The organism is Paenibacillus sp. J5C2022, assembly GCF_025567625.1.
Classification (GTDB): Bacteria; Bacillota; Bacilli; order Paenibacillales; family Paenibacillaceae; genus Pristimantibacillus.
The window spans coordinates 1-4,811 of the sequence record NZ_JAOQJC010000084.1 but is presented as its reverse complement, the minus strand read 5'-3'; the positions used below and the strand labels follow the sequence as shown (position 1 = coordinate 4,811).

Below are 4,811 nucleotides of genomic sequence, written 5' to 3'. Positions count from 1 at the left end.
ATGCACTAATTCAGCTCGCACGCATCATTTCAGAGCTCCAGTGTATGCGGCATACGCTAATTAGTCGTGTATTCATCATTTCAGACCTTCAGTGTATGCCACATGCACTAATTCAGCTCGCACGCCCCCAGTTTATTCCTGAGACGCGCCTCACCCGCCTATTTCTTCAGAGAGGGAGTAAAGCTCGCGATTCGGCAAGACTTGTGACCGCCGGTCAGATTCCTCACCCGGAAGCCGTGCTGTGACAGAATACGCGAAGCAATGTAGCCGCGCAAGCCGACTTCGCAGTAGGCATACACCTCTTTGTTCCGGTCCAGCTCGTGAAGACGCTCGCGCAGATCATCCACCGGAATGTTCAATGCCCCTTCCAGATGGCCTCTGCCGTATTCCGCCACAGTCCGCACATCCAGCAGCTGTACAGATTCCGAATCTACACCGTCCAGTTCATTGACTGTGAACACATTCAGACGGCCTTCCAGCACATTTTCCGCCAAATAGCCGGCCATATTCACAGGGTCCTTCGCCGAGGAATACGGGGGCGCATAGCTCAGCTCCAGCTCCGTCAGGTCATAGACTGTTCCGCCCAGACGAATAACGGTGGCGATCACATCGATTCGCTTGTCTACGCCTTCCTCGCCAAAAGCCTGTGCGCCCAGCACACGGCCCTTCTCATCGAACAACAGCTTCAGCGACATCGGCTTGGCTCCGGGATAATAACCCGCATGGGAGACAGGATGCACATAGATGGCGTGATACGGAACACCCAGCTTATTCAATGTTCGTTCGTTGCTGCCTGTGCTAGCGCCTGTCAAGCCGAATACTTTTATAATCGCGGTTCCTTGCGTCCCCTTGTAGCTGCTGTCCAAGCCGCATATGCGGTCAGCCGCAATTCTTCCCTGCTTGTTCGCCGGGCCCGCCAGCGGCACAGCCGTCTTGCCGCCATGAATGAAATCCGTCGTCTCCACCGCATCGCCTACCGCATAGATGCTCGGCCGGTTCGTCTCCATATGCTCATTCACAATGATATGGCCTCTTGCCCCCAGCTGGATTCCGCTTCCCTGCAGAAAGCCCGTATCCGGCATGACGCCAATCGCCAAAATAACCATATCCGCCGTAACAGCTTCTCCGTCCCCAAGCTCAACCACTGTGCCTATGCCATCCTCCGCGATCCGGAACGCCTGTACAGGGCTGTTCAGCCGCAGTTGCACGCCGTGCTCCTCCAGTTCCTTCTCCGCAAGCACGACCATCTCCGAGTCGAATGGCGCCAATATATGCGGAGCCGCTTCGACGAGCGTCACATCAAGACCTCTCTCCCGAAGGTTTTCCGCCATTTCCACGCCTATGTAGCCCCCGCCGACGACAACAGCGCTGCGGGTAGCTTCACGATCCACCAGCTCCTTGATCCGATCCGTATCCGCAATATTTCGCAGCGTATGGATGGATGGACTATCTATGCCCGGAATTGAAGGCCTTATCGGCTTGGCCCCTGGAGACAGAATCAGATCGTCGTAGCTTTCCTCATATGCGCCGCGATCTCTGCTCTCGATCTTGATGACCTTGCGCTCAGGATCGATGGAGACCGCTTCGCTGAATGTGCGCACATCGATCCGGAATCTGGCCTTCAAATTTTCCGGCGTCTGTACCAGCAGCTTGGAGCGCTCCTGAATAGTGCCGCCGATATAGTAAGGCAATCCGCAATTGGCGAATGAGACGAATTCCCCGCGCTCCAGCATAATGATTTCGGCCGACTCGTCCAGTCTGCGCAGCCGCGCAGCCGCCGATGCTCCTCCCGCTACCCCGCCGACGATAATGATCTTTTTGCTCATATGAACTTCTCCTCCCGCAATCAACTTACTGATATTATTTCTTCAACGGACCGTTCCATGCCATAATTCCACCGTTCAAATGTGCCACCTGAAAGCCATGCCGGGCCAACAGCTTGCCTGCCTGCTTGCTTCTCATGCCGCTGCGGCAGTACAGGTACAGCTTGCTTCCATTAGGTATTTCGCCGACTCTGCTGTGGAGGCTGCTGAGGGGCATATTGACTGCCCCCGGTATATACCCCTGTCGGTACTCCCCTACCTCTCGCACATCGATAATCCGGCCTACCGAACTCTCTTCCTTGAATGCTTCAGCATTCAAATTGCGGAGTCCCTTCACCGGCGCGAACTGTTTATAGAGCAGCCACGCCGCCAAAACGGCAATAATCGCATACATCCACGTATTCATTTCCTGTTCACCGCCTCCATCTTATCATTCATTGCCCGTATGTGACAGGCCCCGCCCATTCCAGCATGCCGCCAGCCATGTTCACGACATTGAATCCGTTCGCCTCCAGCAGCTCGCAAGCCAGCCCGCTTCTGTTGCCGCTTCTGCAGATGACGATCAGCTCGCGGTCGGCATTCAGCTCCGTCATCCTTTGGCCCAGTTGACCGAGAGGAATATGGTTCGCGCCGGCAATATGGCCCCCATGCCACTCTTCCTCTTCTCGCACATCAAGCATGTACAACTGTTCTCCCTGATCCAATCTGTCCTGTACCTGCTTTGGTGTTGCTTCCTTCGCATATTTCCCTGCCATCCCTGTCATCTCCTTCTATAGATAAATTGAATATCGATCCTACATACCTCATGGGGTATAAATGCGAGAAAAAAATAAGGCGCATCTGCCGCAAGACCACTACTTCATCAGAGCATCTACACCTCTACCTCACGATTCGAATCATTTCTACCTTACAATTCGAATCATTTCTATCTCACATTTCCGATACCCCTATAGGTATAATAAAATGTTTTTATCTCTCTGTCAACTTCAGGCCTTCAACTCTCGCCCAGCCCGTTCGTCACTATTTCCCCCCTTCCTAATTACAGAAGGAAAAACCAGTCGCGCACATAGGAAAAAGCATCACTTGCAACTTGCAATAGTTGTCAGACTGCCCACCTCGTCGGCTCACGGAAGCTCATTTAAGCGCAACATGCCGCTCCAGATGAAGCAGCGGGAACGGACGCCCTGATCCGTCCAGCTCAGATCTCCCTACCTGCCGGAAGCCGCAGGCAGTATAGAAAGCCCGGGCGCCTTCATTTTGCTCATTCACATCCACCTTCAATTGACTCCCCTTCAGCTTCTCCGCATGGCGGATTAGTCGGGTGCCGACACCCTGTCCATGATAATCCGGGTCGACGAACAGCATCTCGATCTTATTTCCATCGAGTCCGATGAAGCCGACCGGCGATCCATGCTCATCCGTCTCCACCCATGTCTCCACCCATATCTCCACCGCCTGCAAGGCGTTCTCCCGCACTATTTCGTGATAGAATGCGATGTCCTCCTCTGTCAGAAAAAAATGAGTAGCCTGCACCGCCCGATGCCAAATATCGACCAGCCGCTCAAAATCATGTTCCTTGTATGCGACAATCCGATTCACTCCGAGATCCCCCAATTCTGTCCTTTTCTTTACTATAAAATGCCTCTCAACTATTATACCGTTTGCCAACTGGACTTTGCGGGCAATAATTTTTATAGTAATATGCCAATGCGTACTTTCTCAACAACCACTATTACTAAAGGAAAGAGGTTTTCATTCTGAAACAATTGCGCACATTCATTCATGACAGCTTGAGCTCGTTGGAAGGCGCAGCTTATGAACGGACAGCGGCAAGAGGCATCATTATGCGCGGCTCAGACATTCTGCTGCTTTATACGAAACGTTATAACGATTACAGCTTTCCAGGAGGCGGGATTGATCGTAATGAGGACACTGTCGAAGGATTAAAGCGGGAAATACGGGAGGAAACGGGTGCCGTCAATATTCGCATACTTTCCGAATATGGCTACATCGACGAGTACAGACCCCATTATAAGCCGGAGTATGATCTCATCCATATGCTGTCCTATTTCTATATTTGCGATACGGACGAGCAGCTTGGAGAAGCCGATCTGGAGGACTATGAAGTTGCGAACGGCATGAGCGCCGTGTGGATCAATATTCACGAAGCCATCGCGCATAACCGGGAAGTCATCGCTGCGAAAGAAGCTTCCATGGGCCTGTCCATTGTACGCGAGACTTGGGTGCTGGAGCAGATCGTCAAGGACTTGCTCTAAGATGTGAGGTGCTGAACTTTGGCTGTCGAGGCGGGGTACTGCTGACGGGATGGAGCGAAGCACAATTGGCGGGGCTATCTGGACTCCTCTCGCCTCTTCCGCTGCGATTTGTACGATTTTTCGTACAACTCCCGGCGGCTGAGGCCTTGCTTGATGCACTTTGTACGATTTTTCGTACAACTTCCGATGGCTGAGGCCTTGCATGATGCATTTTGTACGATTTTTCGTACAAACTCCGCCCTCTGGGGCCTTGCTTGATGCACTTTGTACGATTTTTCGTACAAACCTCACCTCCTTGGGCCCTTTCCGCTGCGATTTGTACGATTTTTCTTACAACTCCCGGCGGCTGAGGCCTTGCTTGATGCACTTTGTACGATTTTTCGTACAACTCCCGGCGGCTGAGGCCTTGCTTGATGCACTTTGTACGATTTTTCGTACAAACCACGCCTCCTTAGGCCCTTTCCGCTGCGATTTGTACGATTTTTCGTACAACTCCCGGCGGCTGAGGCCTTGCTTGATGCACTTTGTACGATTTTTCGTACAACTCCCGGCGGCTGAGGCCTTGCTTGATGCACTTTGTACGATTTTTCGTACAACTCCCGGCGGCTGAAGCCTCGCGTGATGCACTTTGTACGATTTTTCGTACAAACCACGCCTCCTTAGGCCCTTTCCGCTGCGATTTGTACGATTTTTCGTACAAACTCCGCCCTCT

Annotated in this window: 5 protein-coding genes; 1 reads left to right on the top strand and 4 read right to left on the bottom strand. The window is 52.5% G+C overall.

The features are described 5' to 3' along the window. Positions 1-158 precede the first annotated feature (158 nt). The 4 genes from M6D81_RS31250 to M6D81_RS31235 all read right to left on the bottom strand — a co-directional run bounded on the left by M6D81_RS31250 (position 159) and on the right by M6D81_RS31235 (position 3,422). Complete coding sequence (locus tag M6D81_RS31250) at positions 159-1,826, bottom strand: FAD-dependent oxidoreductase (RefSeq protein WP_262681546.1); 1,668 nt, start codon at positions 1,824-1,826, stop codon at positions 159-161. Positions 1,827-1,860: 34 nt separating this feature from the next. Further along, positions 1,861-2,229 carry a rhodanese-like domain-containing protein gene (locus tag M6D81_RS31245; RefSeq protein WP_262681544.1) on the bottom strand — a complete coding sequence of 123 codons (369 nt, stop codon included), beginning with the start codon at positions 2,227-2,229 and terminating at the stop codon, positions 1,861-1,863. Between the two features lie 28 nt (positions 2,230-2,257). Next, positions 2,258-2,578 (bottom strand): rhodanese-like domain-containing protein, encoded by a 321-nt coding sequence (locus M6D81_RS31240; protein ID WP_262681542.1) that lies wholly within the window; start codon positions 2,576-2,578, stop codon positions 2,258-2,260. A 379-nt stretch (positions 2,579-2,957) separates the two neighbouring features. Beyond that, positions 2,958-3,422 carry an acetyltransferase gene (locus M6D81_RS31235; RefSeq protein ID WP_262681540.1) on the bottom strand — a complete coding sequence of 155 codons (465 nt, stop codon included), beginning with the start codon at positions 3,420-3,422 and terminating at the stop codon, positions 2,958-2,960. Positions 3,423-3,589: 167 nt separating this feature from the next. On the opposite strand from M6D81_RS31235, the gene M6D81_RS31230 reads away from it, so the two are divergent. After that, complete coding sequence (locus tag M6D81_RS31230; protein ID WP_262681538.1) at positions 3,590-4,099, top strand: NUDIX domain-containing protein; 510 nt, start codon at positions 3,590-3,592, stop codon at positions 4,097-4,099. The last annotated feature ends 712 nt before the right edge of the window (positions 4,100-4,811 follow it).

What these genes read in the sequence shown, in the direction of transcription:
- M6D81_RS31250 (WP_262681546.1), bottom strand. Translation starts at nt 1,826, where the DNA reads ATGAGCAAAAAGATCATTATCGTCGGCGGGGTAGCGGGAGGAGCATCG.
- M6D81_RS31245 (WP_262681544.1), bottom strand. Translation starts at nt 2,229, where the DNA reads ATGAATACGTGGATGTATGCGATTATTGCCGTTTTGGCGGCGTGGCTG.
- M6D81_RS31240 (WP_262681542.1), bottom strand. Translation starts at nt 2,578, where the DNA reads ATGGCAGGGAAATATGCGAAGGAAGCAACACCAAAGCAGGTACAGGAC.